This is a genomic window from Mesorhizobium sp. LNJC394B00 (assembly GCF_000502555.1).
Taxonomy (GTDB): Bacteria; Pseudomonadota; Alphaproteobacteria; order Rhizobiales; family Rhizobiaceae; genus Mesorhizobium.
Map to the genome: position 1 here is coordinate 1 of NZ_AYWH01000026.1, position 23,574 is coordinate 23,574.

Here is a 23,574-nt window from a genome sequence, read left to right on the forward strand (position 1 = left end):
CCTTGCCGCCCGTGGGCAAGCAGAAGCGCTACAGTCCGCAGGTTCTGACTTACATCCACGCCCTCGAAGAGGATCCGCCGCCCGGCCGCGAGCCGATCGACTGAAAGCTGGTGACCAACCTGCCGGTCGGCGATCTCTCCGCGGCGGTTGAGAAGCTCGGCTGGTATGCCCTGCGCTGGAAGGCGGAGTGTTCCATAAGGTCATGAAGTCCGGCTGCCGTGCCGAGGAGGCGAGGCTCGAGACCGCCGAGAGGCTGGCGAAGTTCCTCGCTCTCATCGCGGTGGTCAGCTGGCGCATATTCTTCGTCACAATGTCGGCGCGCGCCAAGCCAGACGCCGCGCCCGACAGCGTTCTCACCTTCGCCGAGATCACTGCGCTCAACCGGATCGACGCGTCCCGAACGCGGCCACGCCTCCAACGGCCCACGCTCGCCGCTTACCTGCTGCAAATCGCCATGCTTGGCGGCTATCTCGCCCGCAAACATGATCCGCCTCCCGGCAACATGGTCGTCTGGCGCGGCATGACCCGCTTGCACGACATCGCCTTCGGCATCTCCATTGGATCAAGCCGACGATGTGGGTATCGGAAGCTCCGCCGGATGGATACAAACCGTCTCGCGCACCCGGTCTTGCTCTTGCGGTCCTGCTCGCTCGGGACGGCGTGGAACCGCTGGGGTCACTCGAGTGTGAGGTGTCAGGCCGGGAATGAATGTGGAAGATTGGATGCGAACTCGGCGTCACCGCTGACCCATGTCGCATGCACACGGCTGATGCTGCACCGCGGTCCTCGCACGTATCTAGATGCCGAAGAGGATCGGCTCCGGTTCGCTATGCAACAAGTTATGGATTACCACCAGTCCGCGGTGTAGTTCCTCTTCAGTCGTTGACCCAATCGAAATCCGGACTGCAGGCTGCCACTTCGAGATCGCAAAGGCGGCCCCCCGCGCAACGGCCACCCCCTGCCTGCGTGCATGCATCACAAGCTCATCTTCGGAAAACTTCTCGCTGAGCGGAAGCCAGATGTGCAGGCTCTGCGGATGAGCGGAGTATGGAACTCCCTTGAGAACGTTCGCAACGAGCCTGTGCCGCTGAGCGATAGCGTCACGTTGCCATTCGACCAATTCGAGACAGGTTCCATCCTGCACCCAACGGGTCGCGATCTCGGCGATCAATGGAGTCGCGCTCCAATTTGTTACAAGTAGGCGGTTTTCGACTGCAAGGAGCAGACGCTCCGGCGCTACCAGATAACCTGTGCGCAAGCTAGGCATGACTGCCTTGGTGAAACTGGTGATGTAAATCGTTCGCTCGGGCGCAAGGGCATGAAATGTAGGCGGCTTTTCCGCTACCACGGGTCCGAGAGCGTCATCCTCAATGATATGCAAATCGCGGCGGCGGGCGATTTCGATGATCGCGATGCGCCTGGTCTCATTCATCACAAAAGCGGTCGGCGCGAGCGCATTAGGCAGCATGAACAAAGCGCGAATATCGTCCTCCTGACAGGCCCGCTCTAGCGCCTCCGGAATAATCCCATTCTCATCAATATCCACTCCGCGGACCTTCAATCCAAGGTAGGACGCCAAGGGCAGCATGATGTGGAGCCCTGTCGCTTCCGTCGCGATAGTCGCACCTGGCTGACACACAGTCATCAACGCAATCGTCAGAGCAGGGGTGCCGCCATTTGTGAGATGGATTGTTTTGTCGTCCGTAAAGACGCCGCACAGCTTCAGCCATTCTTTGGCGACGGATCGATGGCGGGCGAACAGGGCGCTCGGTCGAGAACCGAGAACAATACTGGGCGATATGTTCACTGCGAGAGCGGCAAGAGAGTCCTTCATGCGATCTAGATGAATTGTGTCGCACACCGGCTTCATGATGGATAGATCGATCACACCGTGTGGTCTTTCTGGGACGTATGGCGCAACAGCTTCAGGGCTTGCTTTCACATCACGGATGAATGTGCCGCGTCCCGTTTCTCCGGCTGTCAGCCCTCGGCGCGCAAGTTCCTCATAGGCTCGGGTGACAGTGGGCAGCGACACACCAATCCTGTAAGCCAGCTGTCGCTGCGGCGGCAATTGTTCGCCGGGCTTGAGATCTCCGCGCGAGATGGCATCAACGATCTTCTCTGCGAGAGACGCAAAGTATGGCCGGTCAAGCTCGGCCTTAGCTGGTATCCACATTGTCATGCTACGATCCTAGGGCAATCACCTGCATATTCCACCAACAAAGTCCCCGCAACAACGAATAATTACGTCACTGCGGGGCGAACGCTTTGTGGCGTCATCGTACAATTACGCAATTGCCTATCATGGTTGCCATTATACGCAGTTGGTCAATTGTGAGCTTCAGTGGGTTGCCCACCGTATCGCAGACCCGGAAAGCTGAGGTTGAAGCTTTCGGGACGCGGGGGGAAACGCCAAGTTTATCGGCAAGCTCTGAGGCGGCCCCTGCTCATCCGGTTTAAGGTCGCCGCGCAAACTGCCTAAGAAATCTGATCAGCGATAGGTTGGAAGTATGGTTGTGAAAGGCCGCCCCGTTGACGATCCAAATTGTCATGCTCGTCCCTAGGCGCAGTTGGGCAAACAAAGAACCTCTGCATATTAGGGGTGGTCAATACGGCAAGCATCTGCCAAAATTGCCATTGTACAATTTTGGCAATTGACTAACTTATCCACAATTGTCATGCTATTGGAACGAAACCGCTGATCTGGCGGAACTTCTGGCGAGGTGGATCTGCGCAGGCTCATCCTGTTAGGTCGACCAGCGCAAACGAACAAAGTCGGGCGCTGCAAAGCTGGCGCTTTGGGAGGGGCTACGTGATCCGCAGAGAAACAATACAAAGGGAACAATAATGGCACTGAAGTCTCGCTATCAGCCTTTTCGAAACGACGTCCCGCGTTATCGCGCAGCGCTTGGGATAATGCTAGCGGTAGCCAGCATCGGGCCCGTTGCCGCACAAAATCTGGACGTCAGTCAGGACGTTTCTGTAGCCATCGGCAACGAGCCCCCTTACACCGAACTGAAGCTCGATGGAACATTGTCTGGCGCTGGTCCGGATATTGACCGCGCCGCTCTTGAGCAATCTGGCTTCAAACAATTCTCAGGCGTTACCATGGCTTACGGCGCGATGATTCCGGCGCTTCAAGCCAATCGCGTTAAGATGGTTTCGTCGGGTGGTCTTAACATCCGTCCCGAACGATGCGAGCAGGTTATCTTCTCGGAGCCGGTGATGTGCACCGCACAGGCCTTCCTCGTGCGTCACGACATGGCCGGGCGCGTCAAAAGCTATAAGCAGGCCGCTGAACTCGGTATCAAAGTTGGTGTCCCAGCCGGAGGCACCCAGGGAAAGGATGCTCTCGCCCGAGGAATAAAAATGGAGAACATCGTCAACTTCCCGGACAATACGAGCGCGGTCAAAATGCTTCAGGACCGGCGCATCGATGCCATCGCTCTCAATGGAGACGGTGTTCTAGACATGAAAAAACGCTCCGGGGACGCTTCGCTCGAAGCGATTATTCCAATCGCTGATACGCCGATCGACTGCGCCGCCGCTGCCTTCAACAAGTCTGATACTGCGCTTCGGGACGCGTACAACGCGGGCCTCAAGAAATTGGTTGCCAATGGCGAGTTCGCTACCATCATGGCGAAGTACGGCCTACAGGCAAACGTAGACCTTCTCTCGAAAGCCAAATCCACTGCTGAAATGTGCAGCCGGTAAATCCTTGGCTTAACGACTCGCAGCTTGGCGATTACCAGCCAAGCTGCCAGCTACGCGCGGGAAGGAGTTATCGCGATGGGGCTGCATATTGCGCCGGATAGGTCGACTGAGGCGCCTATCATCGAATTTCGAGACGTAGGCAAAAGCTACGGTACGTTCAAAGTCCTGGACCATCTGACCTTCTCAGTGAAGCCAAGTGAACATCTCGCGTTGATTGGTCCGTCGGGCTCGGGCAAGACGACGATTTTGCGGATTTTGATGACACTTGAGACGATTACCTCAGGTAACGTCTTTATCGAGGGTGTTTCGTTGAACCGCGAGCAAAAAAACGGCAGGGACCTTTCGGCATCAGAAGCGCATCTTCGACAAATGCGCGCCAATATCGGCATGGTGTTCCAGCACTTCAATCTGTTTCCGCATAAGACAGCGCTTCAAAACGTCGCCCTGGCCCCTGTCCTCACCGGACAAATGACCAAGGCTGAGGCAAAGGAGCGGGCTCTGCAGCTCCTCGACAAAGTAGGATTGTCCAACAAGGCCGACGAGTATCCCTCAAGGCTTTCGGGCGGTCAAAAACAGCGTGTTGCAATTGCGAGAGCGCTCGCGCTGCAGCCAAAGATCATGCTTCTCGACGAAATCACGTCCGCACTTGATCCCGAACTGGTCGAGGAAGTGCTGAACGTCGTCACCGACCTGCGAAACGAAACAGACATGACGATGCTCCTCGTGACGCACGAGATGGGATTCGCAAAGGATTTTGCAGACCGCGTCCTATTCTTCGAGCAAGGTGCGATCATGGAAGATGGCCCGCCGAGCGAAATCTTCCAGTCACCTCACCACGAGCGCACGAAAAGCTTTTTACGCAAGGTGATTGCCGCCGGACAGCGGGTCTGACGGTAAGGTCATTCCCTCATGCAGCGCACAAGATTTCAGGTGACGTCGTGCAGAATCTAGACGCTACACTCGGATATGGACAGTTCATCCTCAGTGGTGCCTTGGCGACCGTTGAGCTAACAATATTTAGCTGTGCGCTCGCGTTCCTAATGGCCTTCCTCGCGGGATTGGCTCTCCTGTCGCGGTACTTCGGCGTACGCGTAGTCGCGCGCATCTACGTCGAATTCTTCCGTGGGACTTCGATCTTCGTTCAACTGTTTACCGCCTATTTCGTTTTGCCCCTGGCCGGAATCTCCCTCAGCCCCGTTCAAGCAGGTGTGCTTGCGATTGGCCTGAATGGCGGTGCTTACGGAGCGGAGGTTGTTCGAGCTGGAGTTCAGGCAATCGCCCGCGATCAGACGGAGGCAACGATCGCCCTGAATCTCACTCGGTGGCAGGCAATGCGGTGGGTCATACTACCCCAGGCCGTGGTCGTCATGCTGCCCAGCTTCGGCAACCTTGCCATCGAAATCATGAAGAGCACCGCGGTTGCGTCGCTCGTCACCGTCTCTGAATTGACGTTCCAGGCGCAAATGGTGCGGTCCCAGACAGGAGGGACTGCGATGCCGTTCCTGCTGATTTTAGTCACTTACCTCGTGATCGCTTCTGTCTTGATGGCGCTGGTGCGCTGGCTGGAGAGACGGTTTAGCCGTGGCATCGCAGCTGTGGGGGCTTGAGGCACGATGAACTGGAGTTGGGACTTCGTCGCTCAGATCACACCAGCCCTTATGCAAGGGCTGCTGGTAACAGTGGAAATCACGCTGTTATCGTCCGTTGCTGCCTTGGTGATCGGACTTTTTTTTGCGGTGGCCAAGATGTCATCGATCGGTTTTGTGCGGCGCCTTACAATCCTTATGACGGAAGGCATACGACGAACGCCGCTGCTCGTGCAGCTTTACTTTCTCTTTTACGTTCTGCCCGATCTTGGGATCCTGTTGTCCCCGTTTATAGCCGGCGTTATCGGTCTCGGGCTCCACTACGCGACTTATACGTCAGAAGTCTATCGAGCCGGAATTATCAACGTTCCCGTTGGCCAATGGGAAGCGGCTAGAGCATGCAATCTGACACAACGGCAGACCTGGACGGAAATCATTCTGCCGCAGGCGATCCCGCCGATGATCCCGCCGCTCGGCAACTACGTCATCGCCATGTTCAAGGAGACGCCGATCCTTTCCGCGATCACAGTGATGGACCTGATGGGGGAAGCCCTGGCCCAGGCCAATTTCAGCTACCGCTATCTCGAACCGATCACGCTCGTCGCAGCCGGCTTCCTGATCGTCAGCCTGTGCTCGGCGGCGATTATCAAGCTCCTTGAACACCATCTCAAACTTCGTGCTGCTTGAGTAGCGGAAAGTAGGGACCGCAAATGACTACGCCAACGTTACGCTTTGAAATTTCCGAGTATAAAACTCGACTCGACTCCACGCGAAAGGCAATGGAGCGCGAGGGCGTCGATCTCCTGATAGTCACGGATCCCGCGAATATGGCGTGGCTCACTGGCTACGATGGCTGGTCGTTCTATGTGCACCAGTGTGTCCTCGTCCGTCAGGACGAAGACCCCATCTGGTTCGGTCGCGAAATGGATGCTAACGGCGCTCGCAGAACTGTCTACATGGATGAGAGCCGTATGAGGTCCTACGGGGACCACTACGTCCAATCATCTCAGTATCACCCAATGACTGCGCTCGGTTCGCTGATTGCCGATCTTGGCTGGTCAACAGGCTTCATCGGGATTGAGAAGGACAACTACTACTTCACTCACGCGGCTTTTGAGGCCCTGTCGTCGGCGCTTCCAAATGCGCAGTACAAGGATACTACCCGTCTTGTGAAGTGGCAGCGGATCGTCAAGTCGCCCCGTGAGATCGAGTACATGCGCGCGGCGGGCAAAATCGCGACAGCCATGCATCAGAGGGTAGCCGAAGTGCTTCGGCCCGGCGTGAAGCAATCGGACGTAGTTGCTGAGATCTATCATACCGCCATCCATGGCGTTGACGGCATTTGGGGCGATTACCCTGCCGCAGTTCCCATGATCGGCGCCGGAATCGATGCATCCGCGCCCCATTTGACCTGGTCCGACCGGGCTCTTCGTGCCGGTGAAAGCATTTTCTTCGAGCTTGCAGGTGTCCACAAGCGCTACCATTGCCCACTCTCGAGGACTTTTTACCTCGGTAAGCCGGACCAGAAGTTCGTCGACGCAGAGAAGGCCGTGCTCGAGGGAATGGCGGCTGGCCTTGAGAAGGCGATATCCGGGAATTTCTGTGAAGACGTAGCTCAAGCCTACTACGGCGTCATCGAACGTTACGGGCTGAAGAAGCCAAGCCGTACTGGCTACTCGATCGGCCTTGCCTATCCGCCGGACTGGGGGGAACATTCGGCCAGCTTCCGAAGCGGCGACCGTACCGAGATGCGCCCCGGAATGACTTTCCACTTCATGTCTGGTCTTTGGTTTGGCGACTGGGGCATCGAAATCACCGAAAGCATTCTGATCACTGACAGTCAGCCCGAATGCCTGGCGAACTCTCCGCGTCAATTGATTGTGATCGACTGATGCGCATATCTAACGGCACGGAACTCGGCCTCGGCGACGACGGATTTGATCTGCCGATAGGGAGCGAAGAGAAAATCCTCGCTCTCCGACACTACATGCATAAAAATCCGGAACTCTCCAACGAAGAATACAAGACACAGGCAAAAATTGCTGAGTTTCTGGCTTGTACGGGGCTCCGGAATGCTGACGTCTTTCACAAGACTGGCCTGTTCATCGACATAGAGGGTGAAGGCAATGGTTTTCCGTTGAATGTGGTTGTTCGCGGTGACATCGATGCGTTGCCGATCGAAGAGGCGCGACCGGACCTCCCGTACCGGTCGCGCATTCCTGGCAAAATGCATGCATGCGGCCACGATGCACATGCGTCCGCTGCGCTCGGGGTCGTTTTGGCGGCTGTTGCCTATCGCCAGCATTTCGCGGGCAAAGTCCGCGTCGTCTTTCAGCCCGCAGAGGAGGTTGAGCCGCTTGGCGGTCGCACCGTTGCTGGGCAGGGTATCTTAGACGGATTCGATTGCGCGGTCGGCATGCATGTAAATCCGGAAATACCATCCGGGACATTTTCGATCCTGACAGGTCCAGTAACGAAGTCCTCCGATGAATTTCAGGTCGTCTTCATAGGCAAGAAGAGCCACGGCGCGTGGCCTGAGTTAGGTATCGACGCCATAGCGATGGCCTCCAGTTTCGTCACCGAAGTCCAGAAGCTGATATCTCGGGAAAGCCACGCGGACGAAGCCTCTGTGATTTCTATTGGTCGTTTCCATGGTGGTGAGGCAACCAACATCGTCTGCGATCGCGTAGTTCTCGATGGCACACTGCGCACCCGATCACCGGAAGCGCGTCATAGACTCCGCGTACGCCTCGAAGAACTTGCCAGCCACATCGCCGCGATGCATCGCGGAGAGGCGGACTTCAAGTTGGTTTCCGGAGAACCCCCTGTCGTCAACGATCCGAACATTAGTCAGCGAGCAAGAGAGGCGATTGCCGATATCTATGGGTTGGAATCGCTCGTCCCGACGAGGCCTCTCGCGGGAGCTGACGACTTCGGATTCTACGCTGAGAAACTCCCATCAGTTTATTTCTGGTTCGGCTGCCACAATGAAGCCTTGGGAAACAGGACCCATGTCCATACTTCAGAGTTCGGTGTTTCGGATGATGATGTGCTGCGCGCGGCACGCGCCGCCTGGGCCATAGTCAGAGCCCTTCAGCGTTCAGCAAATGAGGCCAGACCGTCATGAGTACAATACCGATCAAGCATGTTGAAGCCTCACTCGATGCTGGAATGCTAGACCAGGTCGTTATCGGTTTGATTGCTCTTTCGACGGATGTCGTCACCGAGTATGAGCTGCGGAAAATGTTGCCGGATGATGGAGTGAGCATTTCTGCAACCCGGATTGAGACGCACAATCCGATCACCATTGCGAATTTGCAGGGCCATGCACATGAGATAGCAAAGGCAGCGGAGTTGTTTGTTCCGCGCGAGGCAGTGGATGTGTTTGCATACGGCTGCACATCTGGATCTGCCCTTATCTCGCAAGCTAAACTTGAGGCAGAACTTCATCGGACTGTTCCCGGGGCGAAGCTAACGTCGCCCATGACCGGCGCGTACAAAGCTTTCCGACAGCTTGGGATTTCGCGCGTGTCAATGTTGACTCCGTACCCGGATGAAGTCACCGAGGCAATGATCGGTTGCTTGAGAGACGCTGGGATCTCGGTTGTTTCCTGCGGCTCGTTTCATATTGAAAATGACTATGAAGTAATAAACGTTACACCAAATAGCATTCAAGCGGCCGGCCAGGCTGTCGATTCGCCCGATGCCCAGGCGCTATTCATCCCTTGTACCGGTCTTCGGACTTCCAGCGTCATCGAAGCCCTGGAAGGACGCATAGGTAAGCCGGTGATTACCGCTCATCAAGCGATGCTGTGGGATGCCCTAAGACTGGCCGGATATACTCAGCCGCTAACAGGTCTAGGTACGCTGTTCGCTTCGTGAGTTGTAAGGCAACCAAATCCGCCGAACAATCGACTAGCCGCCGTGTGGGTCGACCTGCACACTTTGCAGCAGAGGTAGCGACGCAAATGGAGATGTTGTGTGAGGAGCATCTATGATTTCGTTGGATGACATTCAGGATGCAAAGCGGCGCATCAACGGTCATATACGGCGAACGCCGTTAGCTGTTTCTCCATCACTCTCTGAGATCTGCGGCGCGTCAGTGAGTTTGAAGCTTGAAAATCAGCAGACGACGGGCAGCTTCAAACTGCGTGGCGCGACCAACGCGATACTGTCTCTCAATGCGGCCGCTCGCAAGACGGGTGTAGCAGCTGCCTCCACGGGAAATCATGGTCGAGCGCTCGCTCATGCTGCTCGGGCCGTTGGTTCCCGAGCAACCATCTGCATGTCCAAACTGGTGCCAGGCAACAAGGTCTTCGAAGTTCACCGTCTCGGCGCCGACGTTCGTATCATAGGCAGCTCCCAGGATGACGCTCAGAAGGAAGTCGAACGCTTGGCGGAGGAGGAGAGATTCACTATTCTGCCGCCCTTCGACAATCCACAGATCGTTGCGGGGCAAGCTACGATCGGGATTGAGATCCTAGACGACATGCCGGACGTCAACACCGTCCTCGTTCCGCTATCTGGTGGCGGACTGGCAGCAGGCGTCGCAGCAGCAATTAAGTCGAAACATCCCCATTGTAAGGTCATTGGTGTTTCCATGCGCTGCGGTGCCGCAATGAAAGCCAGCCTGGATGCGGGCCGGCCGGTTGAAGTCGAGGAATTCCCGAGCCTTGCAGACTCGCTCGGAGGAGGGATCGGGCTTGACAACCAATTTACATTCGCGATGTGCCGCGATCTTCTCGACGATATCGTCCTTCTCTCCGAAGCCGAAATAGCGGCTGGCATTCTGCACGCCTACCAAAAGGAGCGCGAAATCGTGGAAGGCGCAGGAGCCGTCGGTATTGCAGCCCTGCTTTCAGAAAAGATCATTCGTCCTGCGGGTCCTTTGGTTGTTGTCCTCTCTGGCCGAAATATCGACATGAACCTCCATCGGAGGGTCGTCAATGGCGAGATGGACCCATTTGGAGGAGATAAATAATGCAAGAGATCACCATTCTCACTGAGGGAGACCTGCGGAAGATCGTTCAGCTTGATCTTGCAGCAGTAGAATGCGTTGAAGGAGCGTTTCATGCGCTCGCCACCAAGCCCGTTATAATGCCGCCGATCCTCCGATTGGACATTCCTGAGAGCCGAGGGGAGGTAGACGTCAAGACGGCTTACATTCCTGGTTTGGACGGCTTCGCAATCAAAATCAGCCCCGGGTTCTTCGACAATCCTAGATTGGGCCTTCCAAGCACCAACGGCATGATGGTGCTGTTGTCGACGAAAACGGGACTCGTACAAGCGCTGCTTCTTGATAACGGCTACCTCACGGACGTTCGCACAGCTGCGGCAGGTGCGGTGGCGGCGAACCATCTGGCCCGTAGAGACGCTTCAGCTGTTGCGGTGTTAGGTGCAGGAATGCAAGCGAGGCTGCAATTGCAGGCGCTGGCGTTGATCCGACCTGTCTGCAAGGCGCGCCTCTGGGCGCGTGACTTTGCCAAGGCCGAAGTAGTTGCGCGTCAGCTCACTTCAAACTTGGGCTTTCCCGTGACCCCTTGCAAGGATGTACCGAAAGCCATTTCAGGTTCGCAGATTATCGTGACGACGACGCCAGCCGATCAGCCCATTCTCATGTCTGAATGGCTTGAACCAGGACAACACATCACTGCAATGGGTTCTGACGCAGAGCACAAAAACGAGGTGGATCCCTCTGCGATCGCGAGGGCTGATGTTTATGTGGCAGATAGTCTGAAGCAGACGCTTCGACTGGGCGAGCTTCACCACGCTGTCACCGCAGGCACTGTGCCGAGCGATAAGGTCTTCCCCGAACTCGGCGAGATTATAGCGGGCCTGAAGCAAGGCCGCACCAGCGAAACTCAGATCACCATCTGTGATCTCACTGGCACGGGAATTCAGGACACTGCTATCGCGACGCTCGCCTTTGCGCGCTCCCAGTCAGAAAAGGTGGGAACGATTTTCGCAGCAGCAGGAAGTTCTTCGGACTTCGCACCCCGCGGTGCCGATTGCTAGCTCAATCGCCCCCTCTGAGATGCTCTTAAAATGTTCACCAACATATAAATGCCGAGGTATCCAAAATGAGTGCAGAAAATCTGCGGTTTGAACTTTCGGAATATCGAGCCCGGCTCGACGCGACGCGCAACGCCATGGAGGAGGCTGGCATCGATCTCCTGATGGTGACTGATCCTGCCAATATGGGCTGGATAACCGGCTATGACGGCTGGTCTTTCTATGTGCACCAGTGTGTTCTCGTCTCAAAGACGGAAGATCCGATATGGTTCGGCCGGCAACAGGACGAGAACGGTGCGCGCAGAACCGTGTACATGGCTGATAGTCAGATCCGATCCTATGCCGACCACTTTGTTCAATCCTCGCAGCATCATCCGATGACGCCACTTGGTGCCTTGATCGCGGACCAGGGCTGGTCCACCGCAACGATCGGGATCGAGAAAGAAAACTACTACTTCACACACGCTGCTTTCGAGGCACTTGCGGCCGCTTTGCCAAACGCCAAATTCAAGGACACCACCCGCCTGGTTAAATGGCAGCGCATCGTAAAGTCGCCTCGAGAAATCGAGTATATGCACGCGGCGGGGAAGATTGTCGCTGCTATGCATCAAAGAGTGTCTGAAGTGCTGCGTCCGGGGGTCAAACAGTCCGACGTAGTCGCGGAGATTTATCATACCGGGACACGTGGCGTCGACGGCTACTGGGGAGACTATCCAGCGGCAGTGCCAATGATTGGCGCCGGCATCGATGCTTCTGCACCACACCTGACTTGGAGTGACCGTCTCCTCCGTGCTAACGAAAGTATCTTTTTCGAACTTGCCGGCGTTCACAAGCGCTACCATTGTCCTCTTTCGAGAACTTTCTATCTTGGGAAACCGGACCAGAAGTTTCTCGACGCAGAAAAGGCCATCCTCGAAGGTATGGAGGCCGGTCTGACAAAGGCTGTTACGGGCAATTCGTGTGAGGACGTTGCCAAGGCCTACTACGGTGCCATCGAACGTTATGGCCTGACTAAGCCTAGCCGAACAGGTTACTCGATCGGCATGGCATATCCGCCGGACTGGGGCGAGCATTCCGCAAGCTTCCGGATTGGTGACCATACAGAGTTGCGTCCGGGGATGACCTTCCACTTCATGTCGGGCCTCTGGTATGGGGACTGGGGCATCGAGATCACTGAAAGCGTCCTGATCTCAGACGGCCCGGCCAAATGTCTTTCAGACTTCCCTCGGAAGTTGATAGCAATCGAGTAACCAGAAAATCTTCGGTGACGTATCGCTCCCACTGTTGCTATCCAGTCGTGGAGCGATCAGCCGTTACGATACGCGGATGAGGGCAGCCAGGCTTCGAGTGAACTCTGGCGGACGCGGAAGATATATCGGTCCGCTGGCCACGGACCACTTGACGGACCAGTTTACGGCTGTGGCCGGTGCGACGCACGATCTCCTTGATGGGGATGTCTTCGCTGGCAAGTCCCATGATTGCCGCGTTTGTCTCCTCACGCCGCAGATAGCCTTCGTATTGCAGCTTCTCCGCGTAGGTGAGCAGGTCGGGATTGATCGTCGTAGCGCCGATCGCAGTTCGGATTGTCCGCATCGACTTGCGGACGGCGTCGAGGAAAGCCGCACTCGTATTCTCCATGAGATGCCAGAGGTCGGCTACCTGAACCGCTTCGGGCAACGCCTTCGCAGTCGCTTCACCGTAACCGCCGCCGCGGTCGCGTGAGACGGTTTCGATCTGAGGATGGTCGGCGAGCCAGGCCTCGACGGTGGCAACCTCACGATCAGGCAACAGCGTCACGATCCGCCGCCGCTCCAGATCACAGACGATCGTGCCGTAGCGATGGCTGCGACGGAAGGCCCAATCATCAATGTGCGTGTTTCGGTAAGTCCCGGACGCCGATTTCACTAAGTCCCGGACAGTGATTTCAGGATTTCAGTAAGTCGCGGACAGCATTTCCGCTAAGTCCCGGACAGTTTCCGGGGCGGATTTGACGGTCGGTTCTCGGCTGCGCCGTTCTGGCATTTTGACCTCTCACGATGACGTTGAGAGGGGCCCATGCCAAGACGGAAGCAAACGAGACAGACGACGGTGAAGGACATCCGAGCGATCTTGCGCCTGACGCATGAGCATGGCCTTTCGGTGCGTGCGGTATCGGAACGGCTGAAGATCAGCAAGACGACGGTTTCGACCTATCTGTTACGCGCGAGCGAGGCGGGGCTTTCGCGTTGGCCGTTGCCGCCCGNTACGACGACGATGCCGCGCTCGAGCGGCTGCTGTTCCGCCGGATGGGCCGGCCGCCACAGGATCTGAGTGAGCCCGACTGGGCGCTGATCGTCCGGGAGCTGAAGCGCAAGGGCGTGACGCTGACGCTGTTGTGGCAGGAGTATCGCGCTGCCCATCCCGACGGTTACGGCTACACCTGGTTCTGCGAGCACTTCTCCGCTTTCGAGCGCCGGACGAGCGCAACGTTCCGCAATCTGCATGCGGCGGGCGCGGTGATGCAAACCGACTATGCCGGGCAGACGGTGCCGATCATCGATCCTGCTACCGGCGTCATCCACGCCGCCCAGATCTTTGTCGCGGTGCTGGGCGCCTCCAATCTGACCTTCGCCTTTGCCAGCTCCAGCCAGAAGCTGCCCGACTGGATCGACGGCCAGATGCGGGCGCTTGCCTTCTTCGGCGGAGTCACCAAGGCGATCGTTCCCGATTACGTGCCCGGGCACGTAATCGTAGACGATCAGTCGGGGAACGCCATCAAAAAACGAAACATCCTGACGTGTGAACCAATCCAATCAGGCAGTGTCTGGGTCCAGGTTGCTTCGGCATATGTGAAGCTGGACGCTCCCAAGACCGCCACAAAGATCTCGGTCAGCTCGCTTGGCAGGGGCCAACTCAACCCGATTGCCGCTGCACGCCGCAGATTATCCTGGACCGTACTGCGTGCTATTCCCAGCACGACCGCAATCTCGCGGGAGCTGGTCCCGCTTCCGGCAAGCCGAAGCATTTGTCTCAACTGTCTCATGGTCAGCCTTCTCTTTGCCGNGACCCAGGAGGTAATCTTCAGTGCCGAAACTGGCCGGGCTTTGGTTGGAATGGTGGCCGGCTTCATACCGGAATGGTGGCCGGTGTTTGATCGGAATGGCGGCCGGCTTCACGTCGGAATCCGCAGCGATTTGGGACGGCATCCAGACGGGCTGATGCGATCTGCGGCTTCCTGAAGCGCAATCCTCAGGGCGCGAGGGTCGGAGATGTTGCGGAACTCGCGGCTGCGCTCGGTCTCCGTCAGGCGACGGCCTAGGCCTGATCAAGCGGCTCCGCGCCGGCGGGACCGTTCTGTCACTGGTGGATCGCAAGCGCGGCGGCCAGAGGGTCATCGTACCCTGCACGAGAAGCGAGACGATCAAAGCACACTACTTGAAGCGGACCCGGCCTACGGTTTCGGTCGATCGTCGCGGCGCTTATCGCGGCGATGAACTCGTCCAAGATCCTGCGCTTTGTCCTTAGTCGCGGCGGCCGCATAGCGACCCCGGACCCGCATTGGCCAGTTCCTTGCGCATGGCCTGCGTCATCTTCGTCTTCATGATGCGTCCTGGTGATGAAGGCATTATCTCGGCATGCGCCTTCACGGGTAACATTATAGGTGAGGCAAGGAACATGACGTAATCGCGGGAGCGGTGGCCACCAAAGCTGTGGCGGCGATGTTCGGAGCTCTAGCCGGCTGGCTGTCCCCCGCTAGGATGAAGAACGGGCTCACGATCGACACCGGGCCCAGGCATCGAACGGAGGACAGCCATGAAGCAGTATATCGGTCTCGACGTATCCATGAAAGAGACGGCAATATCGATCCGGCAGGACGGCAAGAGGATTTGGCGGGGCAAGTGCGCGTCCGACCCGCAACTGCTCGCGGCGGTGATCCGCAAGCGCGCCCCGTATGCCCGGCGGGTCGTGTTCGAGACGGGGCCGCTGTCGGTGTGGTTCTACCATGCGCTGACGGCAGAGGGGCTGCCGGTGATCTGCATCGACGCGCGGCATGCCAAGGCTGCGCTCGATATGGCCGCGAACAAGACCGATGCGAACGATGCCGATGGTTTGGCACATCTGGCCGAGGTCGGCTTCTACCGAGAGGTTCGGGTCAAAGGTTTCGACAGCATGCTGATCCGCACGCTGATCACCGCGCGGCGCCAGCTTCTTAAGATGCGTTTGCAGATATCCAACCAGATCCGTGGGTTGATGAAGACGTTCGGCCTCATCGTGCCCAAGGGCGCCGGCAGCGTGTTCGAGCGCAACATTCGCGACCTTCTGCGAGGCGAACCAAAGCTGGCGCGCATCGTCGTGCCAATGCTTCGGGCATGGAGTGATATTCGATACCAGATAGCAGAGCTGAGCAAGCAACTGGCTCCTATGGCGCGTGAGGACCAGCACTGCCGTCTGCTCATGTCAGTGCCCGGCGTAGGCACCGTCACAGCCACCGCCTTTGCCGCGGCCGTGGAGGATCCGGCGAACTTCAGGAACTTGCGCCCCGTCGGTGCATGGGTGGGCCTGACCCCGAGGCTACCAGTCCGGCGAGGTCGATAATGACGGCCATATCTCGCGCCGTGGCGACAATCAGTTGCGCGGACTGCTATACGAGGCGGCCGCGGTCATCCTTAACTTCGACGGATACCAGCACCCTCCGAACCTGGGCGTTGGAGCTCAAAGAACGGCTCGGCTTCAAGCGAGCGGCCGTGGCCCTGGCGCGCAAGCTGGCAGTGATCATGCATGCGATGCTCCGGACGGGCGAGCTGTTCGATCCGCATGAAGGAACGCCCGCCGCTGCCTGATCCTGCAGACGCTGGCCTGCGACGATTTCTTCAGGCCATCCAACCGATAGCGTTCTTACAGGACGCGCCGAGCCGTCCCTGCCGGGACGTGGCTGAGATCATTCCGCGAAGCGGGAAGCAACTGCCTCGTTAGCAGAGTGCGTAACGAACATAGGAAGATCTCACCTGCGAAACTCATCCTGCGGCGATCTTTGCATCGACCGCGTAGACGACCCTGTACCCGGTATACGAACGAACGAGCATGGACAGAAAGGACGACTGCCTTGCATCTACCCCCTTGACAGCCGAGCGATTAGACGACCCGCTCGGTAACATTTTGAGGCAATGTGCAGGCCGCGCCCACCTCCATTTCCATCAGCCGCTCGGCGGCAACGCCGATCGTCTCCCGCAACAGATAGGTATCCGGTCTTCTCCACGGGCGTGCGCAGCTTCATCACATCGGTGGGTCCTTCCGAAATGGGTTGGCGCCAACAACCAAATCCTACCGGAAAGCGCGCCGCGCGTGACGTCCTGCTGGGCATCCACGGCGGCACCCAGCACGAAGCCGCCCGCGGTTCCGCCGTCTTACCAGCCGGTCAGTTCGTCGGCGTTCGTCTCGGGTGTGCCGACAATGCGCTGCGCAACGTCTCCAACGCGATCTCTCGCAGCGTGAGGTTCTTCCCCCTGGCTACACGCTAGATGCGGTCGGTGGTGGACGGAAGTTGTTGCCGATGTCGCCCAGCGCCGGCATGTTGGCGGCCGAGCGAGATGCCGTCGTCCGAACCACCGTTGCGAGCGATCTGAAACGAAGATAGGCATCTCGTCGACTTGCTTGCGCCTCACCTGCTCTCAATTGCATCAACGTTCGGACAACGATCACCTTCTCATCTGGCGCGACCTGCACTGGTGCGGAGAGTGAGGGCCGCTGTCCTATTCGCCAAGGATCGGAAACGGTGCGATCGACAATCGATTCAATCGACGGCACGCTAAAATATCGCTGCGGTCCCCCGGCGACAACATGGCGTAGATCGGGGCGAACTCTTCCGCCATCGGATCAGGCTCATCCACCTCAACCTGCTCACCAGCCTCCACACAAAAGGCAAAAGCCCACTCCCCTTCGGTAGCGATCCATTGCGACAGTGGGATGGGCAAGACGATGCTTATGAAGCATCCGAGACGAGCACCCGCCGAAGCCGGTTCCGGCCAAGGCTTTGTCTGGTGTTGTCGAGTGTGCGACAGAAGAGTGTTCAGCCGAGACCTAGTTGGATTTTAGTTAAGTCGTTGATTGGGCGCCACGGCTAGTCTGATTGTCATCCTGCGCTGTTGGCACGAATCTTGATCGTCGATGCAGGGGCGGCAAACACTGCTGACCCTTTCACCGTACGGCTTCGTACGCGTTAGCCAAAACATGCAAGACTACAAGGAAGGTGCCCATGCGTCGCTCGCCATCAGTTCCGATCAAAATCGTTAAATGGCCAACAACTAGAGTATACGAAGAGCTTCCTTGTTCGCGTGCCGCTGAATTCCCGAACACTGCTAACGACGGGAACGCGGTCGAGTTCGGCCGTTACCTTGATCAGACTTGCGGTGTTGTTCAACCTCGAAAATTGTTCGATTTGATGGTTGCATTTGCTCAGAAGTTCGACTGCTCATGGACGGCGTATCTCCCTCTAGCACACTGCTCCAAAACTTCAGAGCCGCTCCACCGCGCTCCGGCGACAATGGTAAATTATCCAAATGAATGGCAGAAGCGATACCGGGATATGGATTATGGCAAGATTGATCCCGTCATAAAAAGAACTAGACATAGACAAGGCGCACTTCGATGGACCGATGTGTACGCTGATGTAAACACGACCGAAAAGGAGCGACGCATTTTTGACGAGGCTGCAACTTTCGGACTGAGATCCGGGGTTACGGTTCCCTTACACGGCCCAAACGGCAGTTTTGCAACAGTGAGCTTCGCTAAACGCACTGATCACGAGATTCCAAGTAAAATCGTCACACTCTTAGAATTAACCGCACGACTTTTTCACGTGAGAATCGATGCACTCGGTGGGCAGGGCTGCATTGGTCCGGAGACCAGTCTCTCTGCCAAGGAAAAGGACTGTATTCTCTGGGTCGCGAGAGGTAAATCATCGCAGGATATAGGAGCGATCCTTGGCATTTCTGGAGATACTGTTAATTTTCACGTAAAGAATTCTATGCGTAAATTGGGATGCAGTAGCAGAACGGTTGCGGTTGTAAATGCACTGAAATCAGGGATCATTGACGTGTGAGCGGGGCAAGGCTTCCGTACTCTCAGATCTGCCCCTCAAACCCCGACAGCCCAACTCCCGATAGCCCGGGCATCATCCAGTCGAGCAAAAGAAGACTAGGATCTGCTTGAGGCAACAGCGTTGCTAGCACCCTTCGCCGATCTCAATCGGTTGGCACGCTCACATGCTTTCGAGCACAGACTTGTCCAGAATGTCGAGCCCTCGCTGAAGAGTTTCCGCGTCGATTGTCAGAGGGGGGAGAACTTTGATAACTTGGTCCTCCGAGCCGCATCGCTCTACCACAAGCCCGCCTTCGAAGGCCTTGCGCACGATTTTCTCAGCGAGTTTACCCGCGCCGCAATCGAGCCCCACCATCATGCCCCGCCCTCGTACGGAAAAGCTAGGAACTCGGTTTTGCGCAATCTGCCGAAGGCGTTCACTAAGCATATTTCCAGTTTTCGTAACCTCCCCGGATAGAGTCTTGTTCGTCCAATATTTTCGCAAAGCTGCAGTCCCCGCCACCAAGGCAAGATTGTTGCCTCTGAAAGTCCCACTGTGTTCGCCTGGCCGCCAAACGTCAATATCGGGTTTGAGCAGTAAAAGGGACAGAGGCAGTCCACAGCCACTAAGCGACTTCGACAAAACAACGATGTCTGGAGATAAATCCGCAAACTCGAAACTGAAGAAATTGCCGGTTCGGCCGCAACCTGCCTGAATGTCATCGACAATCAGGAGGATGCCGTTTTGTCTGCAAATCCGCTCAAGCGACTGCAGCCAGCCCTTGCTCGCAACGTTGATGCCACCCTCGCCTTGGACGGTTTCCAGAATGATGGCTGCGGGCAGGTCGAGACCACTGCTTGCATCAGCCAGCACCTTGGCAAGATATTCCGAAGAATCGTTATCGACTCCCCAATACCCGTCATAGGGCATGAACACTGTTCCGGCTGAAGGAACGCCTGCCGCATCTCGGTACAATCGATTACCCGTTACTGCAAGTGCGCCCAAGGTCACTCCATGAAAGCCGTTGGTGAATGAAATTATGTTGTGCCTACCAGTAACCTTGCGTGCGAGCTTCAGAGCGGCTTCCACTGCGTTGGCGCCGGTGGGACCGGGAAACTGAAACTTGTATGTCAGATCACGAGGGCGCAAAATTGTCTCGTCAAAATACTCCATAAACTCTCTTTTGGCTGACGTAGCCATGTCCAATCCATGGATAATCCCATTTGATTGTAGGTATTCCGTCATGTTTTTCAGCAAATCAGGATCATTGTGACCATAGTTGAGGGCACCTGCGCCGGAGAGAAAATCGATAAACACGAAGCCATTCTCATCCTCCAGAGTGGCTCCTGCGGCCTTGCTGAATACAACAGGAAAGGCTCGCGAATATGATCGCACGTTCGATTCGAGGTTTTCGAAGGCGGATTGCGAATTGGGGCTACTCTCTTGAGGCATGTTCTTTTCCTTAACCAGACGATTGCCTAAGGCACATTCACACTCTTGAAGCGTTGCCATCTCTGTCTATCTTCACTGCTACCGTCTATCGGCGTACTCGCGGCGGCTCCGCGGTTTCTAACGGCAACCTCGGCCCGAGCACCCACCCGAAATGATGGTATCGTTCTGGCTGTTCGTTGGTACACTCCCGATTCCGAGTGAGAATACAAGCAGCGCGTTGTACGTTACGCCGCCCAACTATGATCGGCTCTGGCGATCCGTTGCTCGCGAGCTCTCTGCGACCCATCCTGTCAACTTACATAGCTCAAGTATGGACGGTACAACGGAAATGTCACAGATTCAGGTATTTTGGCGATTACTGCCAATGCCGTGATCGCGTTGTAGTAGGCGACTTCTGTCGGCATTCCATTGTTCGCATGCGCCAGCGCATGCAATACACTCCGGTCCGTGTGAAAATCGAAGTTGAACGAAATCGAGGTCGATAAGCTGCGAACATGGTGGAGGGTTCCTGGTGGCATATACAGGATGTCGCCAGCACATACGGTGACGACGACGGGTGTCGCTTGCTCATATTGCGGAAAGCGCACATGGTCCGGTTGCTCGGGATCCACATCAAACCACCTCCAACCGCGGCGACCACAGCACTTAGCTTGGCTAGGTGGAAGGATGGTGAACTGCTTGTCGCCGTAAATCTGGAAGAAGATGTTGTGACTTAGCAAGGTGTCGAAGTGGAGTGGGGTAACGGTGCCTGCCGGGCCCATGAAGAACTGGGCGTAGCGCCACCAATGCGAGCGATACGACGGATCGAGAAAACTTGCCGGAAAGGGCTGACAATCCTCCGCCAGATTTTCCACCAAGCCGAGTAGGGGAATGTCATGGCAGTACGGATCTGCCGTCGCGTTCAATGAGGCCCCATACCCCTCCGGCGGTTGCTCCATGACGAACCGAGCGTAATCTGCGAGCCGCCAGGAGGAAACTTTGATTTCGCTCCTGTTAAGTGTCTTGACGGGCACAGTGAGTGATCCGGCGATCTCTTCAAAATACTGCGGCGACCAGCGCTGGCAAGCCCTCCAAGCCGCGCAACCGCCGCGTAGAAGAACCGGCCGCATTGCATCCCGGTAATTCGTCGCAAATTCCCAATCAGACAAGTCTGTTACGACCGGAACCTCTGACCAGCCAGAGTCTTCTAACGTCGAGAATGAGGGATCACGTGACCCTTGCAAGGATGTTTGTTTTCTGGTTTCAGCCATTATCGATGTCCTTTGCACAATGGACGCGACGAACGACCACCATCGCGAACGCAGCGAATTTGATTAGGGTACAGGAACGAGGGTCGTTAATCATGGTTGCTTTCATATCCCACCCATAGCTTGCGTTGACAGTAATCCGGTTGGCTAAACGTGCGTATTCCACTCTCAGTCCACTTTTGGTGATTAAGTGCCGCCTTTCTGTTCCTTGGCGAGATTGGCAGAGGTTGAAATCGTTCTCGGCGCCCTAGCTCATACTCAAAGTTTTTTATTACGCTTCGATGTGTCTAGTGGCAGCCTACGCAGGTGGATAGCAGTTCGAAAACTACCAATCTTGATGTGAGAAGCCGGAAATGTCATTTTATGGCCTCTGACCGCATCGCGTCGCATATAGCCGAGCAGATGGGACATCCCGGTCGTAAGAACCAGGTCGGCGAGGAGTTTGACTTCTTACCCATGCGGACTACTCAACTTGGTGCCCAGGTCCAACTGCAAGCCAAACGGTGATCAAGAAAGGCTCGGCACCGGCATTTTGGTCACCGTGCGTTTAATCAGCTGGGACAATTCGGGTCGCGTTATCCAAATAAGCCAATCATCGTCCTCGATTCCTCGCTCAGGTAGACTCAAAATGGAGCCATGTGCTTCTCTGTGGAGATAACCGTACTGATCGGCAATTCCCTTCTCGATTAGCCAAGAAGGAACGAGGGCATAAATGAAATCGGGTGACCATTTCGCCCGTGCCAGCCCAAACGCAATACCCGCGAGAAGACTAGGTAGCCCCTTTCCCCTAAAATCATCTCGAAGCCATAAGTCGCCGTGGTAAGCTACGATCCCCGTTATTTCCCGGGCCGTCGGTGCACGGCAGACACATGAGGAGCCTGATCCGGCTTGGTTCTTCGGATCCGCGTAGCAGGATTTCAAGGATTCGAGGTGTTCAGTCAAGGTGGTGGTCGTTAGATCGTCAACACGAAGCGCTTGAACATGCGCTACTTTGCCAGACTTATCTTCTCCGAGAATCCAAAACGCACGGCCCTGTTCAATCCGTGAACAATCCGGTCGGAATTTTGGAAAGGTAGGGGACTTTCCAACAATACTCGTTGTAATGTCAATGTACTCAGCAAGATCCTCCCCCATCTTGAATCGCATGCCGACTTTAAGGGCGTCTTGATGAATAGCGCTAATGTACTTAGATACGTCAAGGGCTGTACACGTTGTCATCGCCTATTCCATCTCATTACCTTCAGATTCCGGCTTGAAGATATACGAACTTATAGCCAGGCGATACTACCTTGTCTGGTAGTTGACCTGCCGGAATGCTCGCCTTCTCGCTGCGTTTGACGGGAAGCCACCGTACCGTCGCGGAAGTCGCACGCTGTAGGTTGGTGCTCACCCTGCACGAGGGCGGTGCCCACGACCCATCATCTGCGCATCCCAGAGGTCGCTAGGTCGCTACGCTGCGGCTGATGCTTCTCAAGCTCGGCGCCCGCGTTACCGAAACCGTCGTAAGCATCCGGTAGGGCCTCCGCCGGCTTCCGATTACCCACATCGTCGGCGGGCCTATTGCCCCGTATGAATCTGCCGTGATTCTGTCCGTGACGCCGAATCACGGAGGCGTCACGGATGCGAGACAAGAACGGCAGCAGCGAAGCCGCTTGGCAGGAGGAAGAGCTTTCTGCGGCGGCCCTTCCCGACAAGCGTCTGGCCCGTCGGCTGCGACGGTTGCTGGATCAGATGTCAGCTGCGCCGGGCAAGCCAATCCCGGCGGCCTGCGGCGACTGGGCGGCGGCGAAGGCGGCCTACCGCTTCTTTGACAACCCGCGTGTGACCGAACATGGCGTTCTGGCCGGCCATTTCGCCGCGACCCGCGGCGCGCATTGCGGCGAGCGAAGGTCCGATCCTTATCCTGCAGGACACGACCGAATTTATCTACAGCCGCGCGCAGCCGGGCAAAATCGGCTTCACCAAGACCATCAACGCCGGGCGCTACAAGGCCGGGCAGCCCAACGTGCTGACTTTGTGCGGGGTGCTGATGCATTCGAGCCTGGCCGTCACCCTCACCGGCACACCCCTCGGTCTGACGGCGGTGAAGTTCTGGACACGAACGAAATTCAAGGGAACGCTCGCGCTCAAGCGGCACATCAATCCCACGCGCGTGCCGATCGAGACGAAGGAGAGCTACCGCTGGCTGGAGAACCTGCGCCAGTCCATCGCGCTCGTTGGCGCAGCCGAGCGCTGCGTGCATGTGGGTGACCGGGAGAGCGACATCTACGAGCTCTATTGCACCGCGCAGGACCTTGGCACCAGCTTCCTCGTGCGGGTGCAGACGAACAGGCTGACCGAACGGACTGCCGATGCTGTCCCGCACGATCCTGCTCATCGCGTCTTCGCCCAACTTGCGGCGGCGCCTTGGGCGGGACGTCATCGCATTACGGTCGATCAGGACGAGACGACCTGCTTGCAGGTGAAGTTCGCCGCCATCAGAACCTTGCCGCCCGTGGGCAAGCAG

The 23,574-nt window shown here is 56.8% G+C and carries 17 protein-coding genes and 6 pseudogenes; 16 read left to right on the forward strand and 7 right to left on the reverse strand.

Translation table 11 applies throughout. The annotated features are described in order from the left end of the window. Positions 1-187: 187 nt before the first annotated feature. Entirely contained in the window at positions 188-868 is a 681-nt protein-coding gene (locus tag X751_RS1000000168335; RefSeq protein WP_245265860.1) for a hypothetical protein, read from the forward strand. Here the strand turns inward: X751_RS1000000168335 and X751_RS135260 are convergent. Then, positions 797-2,182, reverse strand: a complete 1,386-nt coding sequence (locus X751_RS135260) for a PLP-dependent aminotransferase family protein (RefSeq protein ID WP_023746432.1) — start codon at positions 2,180-2,182, stop codon at positions 797-799. The genes X751_RS1000000168335 and X751_RS135260 overlap by 72 nt on opposite strands. Positions 2,183-2,847: 665 nt before the next feature. Here X751_RS135260 and ehuB point away from each other — a divergent pair. The 10 genes from ehuB to X751_RS135215 all read left to right on the forward strand — a co-directional run bounded on the left by ehuB (position 2,848) and on the right by X751_RS135215 (position 12,562). Further along, positions 2,848-3,714 carry an ectoine/hydroxyectoine ABC transporter substrate-binding protein EhuB gene (gene ehuB, locus X751_RS135255; RefSeq protein WP_084558366.1) on the forward strand — a complete coding sequence of 289 codons (867 nt, stop codon included), beginning with the start codon at positions 2,848-2,850 and terminating at the stop codon, positions 3,712-3,714. 75 nt (positions 3,715-3,789) lie between these two features. Then, on the forward strand, positions 3,790-4,605 hold the full coding sequence (gene ehuA, locus X751_RS135250; RefSeq protein WP_050592419.1) for an ectoine/hydroxyectoine ABC transporter ATP-binding protein EhuA: 816 nt from the start codon (positions 3,790-3,792) through the stop codon (positions 4,603-4,605). Positions 4,606-4,652: 47 nt separating this feature from the next. After that, positions 4,653-5,321, forward strand: coding sequence for an ectoine/hydroxyectoine ABC transporter permease subunit EhuC (gene ehuC, locus X751_RS135245; RefSeq protein WP_023746435.1), 669 nt, complete (start codon positions 4,653-4,655; stop codon positions 5,319-5,321). Positions 5,322-5,327: 6 nt separating this feature from the next. Continuing rightward, positions 5,328-5,987: an ectoine/hydroxyectoine ABC transporter permease subunit EhuD gene (ehuD, locus tag X751_RS135240; protein ID WP_023746436.1), complete on the forward strand. Its 660-nt coding sequence runs from the start codon at positions 5,328-5,330 to the stop codon at positions 5,985-5,987. Positions 5,988-6,010: 23 nt separating this feature from the next. Further along, the gene (locus X751_RS135235) at positions 6,011-7,192 is read left to right on the forward strand and encodes a M24 family metallopeptidase (RefSeq protein WP_023746437.1); all 1,182 of its coding nucleotides are present in this window, start codon (positions 6,011-6,013) and stop codon (positions 7,190-7,192) included. After that, the gene (locus X751_RS135230; protein WP_023746438.1) at positions 7,192-8,427 is read left to right on the forward strand and encodes a M20 family metallopeptidase; all 1,236 of its coding nucleotides are present in this window, start codon (positions 7,192-7,194) and stop codon (positions 8,425-8,427) included. Before X751_RS135235 ends, X751_RS135230 begins: the two co-directional genes overlap by 1 nt. Beyond that, the gene (locus X751_RS135225; RefSeq protein ID WP_031247450.1) at positions 8,424-9,182 is read left to right on the forward strand and encodes a hypothetical protein; all 759 of its coding nucleotides are present in this window, start codon (positions 8,424-8,426) and stop codon (positions 9,180-9,182) included. Before X751_RS135230 ends, X751_RS135225 begins: the two co-directional genes overlap by 4 nt. Positions 9,183-9,294: 112 nt before the next feature. Beyond that, the gene (gene eutB / locus X751_RS0134830; RefSeq protein WP_031247451.1) at positions 9,295-10,281 is read left to right on the forward strand and encodes a hydroxyectoine utilization dehydratase EutB; all 987 of its coding nucleotides are present in this window, start codon (positions 9,295-9,297) and stop codon (positions 10,279-10,281) included. Further along, positions 10,281-11,315, forward strand: coding sequence for an ectoine utilization protein EutC (gene eutC / locus X751_RS135220; protein WP_023746441.1), 1,035 nt, complete (start codon positions 10,281-10,283; stop codon positions 11,313-11,315). Before eutB ends, eutC begins: the two co-directional genes overlap by 1 nt. 65 nt (positions 11,316-11,380) lie before the next feature. After that, the gene (locus tag X751_RS135215; protein WP_023746442.1) at positions 11,381-12,562 is read left to right on the forward strand and encodes a M24 family metallopeptidase; all 1,182 of its coding nucleotides are present in this window, start codon (positions 11,381-11,383) and stop codon (positions 12,560-12,562) included. An 80-nt stretch (positions 12,563-12,642) separates the two neighbouring features. Here X751_RS135215 and X751_RS00250 read toward each other — a convergent pair. Beyond that, positions 12,643-13,181: pseudogene (locus X751_RS00250) on the reverse strand (transposase); the annotation flags it as partial. Positions 13,182-13,367: 186 nt separating this feature from the next. Between X751_RS00250 and X751_RS01000000164585 the strand changes: the two are divergent. Next, positions 13,368-14,014, forward strand: a pseudogene (locus tag X751_RS01000000164585) (IS21 family transposase); the annotation flags it as partial. A 53-nt stretch (positions 14,015-14,067) separates the two neighbouring features. On the opposite strand, the pseudogene X751_RS1000000166595 reads toward X751_RS01000000164585, so the two are convergent. Continuing rightward, positions 14,068-14,334, reverse strand: a pseudogene (locus X751_RS1000000166595) (hypothetical protein); the annotation flags it as partial. 770 nt (positions 14,335-15,104) lie between these two features. On the opposite strand from X751_RS1000000166595, the pseudogene X751_RS01000000164590 reads away from it, so the two are divergent. Next, positions 15,105-16,132: pseudogene (locus X751_RS01000000164590) on the forward strand (IS110 family transposase). A gap of 909 nt (positions 16,133-17,041) precedes the next feature. On the opposite strand, the gene X751_RS135210 reads toward X751_RS01000000164590, so the two are convergent. Continuing rightward, positions 17,042-17,263, reverse strand: a complete 222-nt coding sequence (locus X751_RS135210; RefSeq protein ID WP_023746447.1) for a hypothetical protein — start codon at positions 17,261-17,263, stop codon at positions 17,042-17,044. Between the two features lie 281 nt (positions 17,264-17,544). On the opposite strand from X751_RS135210, the gene X751_RS1000000166605 reads away from it, so the two are divergent. Continuing rightward, entirely contained in the window at positions 17,545-18,390 is an 846-nt protein-coding gene (locus X751_RS1000000166605) for a LuxR family transcriptional regulator (RefSeq protein WP_084558367.1), read from the forward strand. A 159-nt stretch (positions 18,391-18,549) separates the two neighbouring features. On the opposite strand, the gene ectB is transcribed toward X751_RS1000000166605, so the two are convergent. The 3 genes from ectB to X751_RS0134855 all read right to left on the reverse strand — a co-directional run bounded on the left by ectB (position 18,550) and on the right by X751_RS0134855 (position 22,214). Beyond that, on the reverse strand, positions 18,550-19,821 hold the full coding sequence (ectB, locus tag X751_RS135205; protein WP_023746448.1) for a diaminobutyrate--2-oxoglutarate transaminase: 1,272 nt from the start codon (positions 19,819-19,821) through the stop codon (positions 18,550-18,552). A gap of 290 nt (positions 19,822-20,111) precedes the next feature. Continuing rightward, the gene (locus X751_RS135200; RefSeq protein WP_084558368.1) at positions 20,112-21,071 is read right to left on the reverse strand and encodes a cupin-like domain-containing protein; all 960 of its coding nucleotides are present in this window, start codon (positions 21,069-21,071) and stop codon (positions 20,112-20,114) included. A 504-nt stretch (positions 21,072-21,575) separates the two neighbouring features. Next, positions 21,576-22,214, reverse strand: coding sequence for a hypothetical protein (locus X751_RS0134855; protein WP_245265861.1), 639 nt, complete (start codon positions 22,212-22,214; stop codon positions 21,576-21,578). A gap of 474 nt (positions 22,215-22,688) precedes the next feature. Between X751_RS0134855 and X751_RS1000000168340 the strand changes: the two are divergent. Together X751_RS1000000168340 and X751_RS01000000164595 are read left to right on the forward strand one after the other, a co-directional pair. Further along, positions 22,689-22,832: pseudogene (locus X751_RS1000000168340) on the forward strand (transposase DNA-binding-containing protein); the annotation flags it as partial. A gap of 67 nt (positions 22,833-22,899) precedes the next feature. Continuing rightward, a pseudogene (locus X751_RS01000000164595) lies at positions 22,900-23,574 on the forward strand (IS4 family transposase); the annotation flags it as partial.